General features: G+C 39.4%; 5 tRNA genes and 1 rRNA gene. All 6 read right to left on the reverse strand.

The features are described from left to right. Window positions 1-93: ribosomal RNA gene (locus tag M3226_RS31405) — 16S ribosomal RNA — on the reverse strand; the annotation flags it as partial. A gap of 377 nt (window positions 94-470) precedes the next feature. Further along, window positions 471-544 (reverse strand) — tRNA-Arg (locus tag M3226_RS31410). Between the two features lie 29 nt (window positions 545-573). After that, window positions 574-648 (reverse strand) — tRNA-Asn (locus M3226_RS31415). 4 nt (window positions 649-652) lie between these two features. Then, window positions 653-728 (reverse strand) — tRNA-Phe (locus M3226_RS31420). A gap of 44 nt (window positions 729-772) precedes the next feature. Continuing rightward, window positions 773-854 (reverse strand) — tRNA-Leu (locus tag M3226_RS31425). Between the two features lie 36 nt (window positions 855-890). After that, window positions 891-966, reverse strand: a tRNA-Lys gene (locus M3226_RS31430). Window positions 967-1,017 lie beyond the last annotated feature (51 nt).

Raw genomic sequence — 1,017 nt, forward strand, 5'->3', positions numbered from 1 at the left:
CTTCCGGAACAAGTTCCGAAAGATTCGCTCGACTTGCATGTATTAGGCACGCCGCCAGCGTTCGTCCTGAGCCAGGATCAAACTCTCCATGAAAGTTGATTAGCTCATTTTGTTACGTTGGCTTAGTCTCTATAATAGAAACTAATATTATTGTTTGTTGACGTTTTTGTTTGTTTAGTTTTCAAAGAACAATTAAATAATACAACTTTTATATTTTATCAGTTAATCTCTTTATTGTCAACAACTTCCTAAATATTTATTAATAGTTTAATTGTTTCACTGACAACTTTTATATAATACCACCATCTTCTCCGTACGTCAAGCGTAATTATTATTTTAAATAAGTATTTCTCTTCCTTTAACATTAAAAATAATTTACATTTAAACTAAACATATTAATAAATTAGTTAAAAACAAAAAACGCCTGAGTATAATTAGTACTCAAGCGTTTTTGATCATTGAAATTTTTACGCGCCTTAGAGGATTCGAACCTCTGACCGTACGCTTAGAAGGCGTATGCTCTATCCAGCTGAGCTAAAGGCGCATGATATGTATAGCTTTATCAAGTTGAAATGGCTCCGCAGGTAGGACTCGAACCTACGACCGATCGGTTAACAGCCGATAGCTCTACCACTGAGCTACTGCGGAATAATGGTGGCTCAGGACGGAATCGAACCGCCGACACAAGGATTTTCAGTCCTTTGCTCTACCGACTGAGCTACTGAGCCAAATAATAAAGTTCCTAAAAAAAACAAGAATACCTTAGAAATAATGCGGGTGAAGGGAGTCGAACCCCCACGCCTTGCGGCGCCAGATCCTAAGTCTGGTGCGTCTGCCAATTCCGCCACACCCGCATATATGATAAGTTATTTTGCTTTAGCAAAAAAATCTGGTGAGCCATGAAGGACTCGAACCTTCGACCCTCTGATTAAAAGTCAGATGCTCTACCAACTGAGCTAATGGCTCGTACTAAAGGTGCCGGCGAGAGGACTTGAACCCCCAACCTACTGATTACAA

Source organism: Neobacillus cucumis (genome assembly GCF_023715505.1).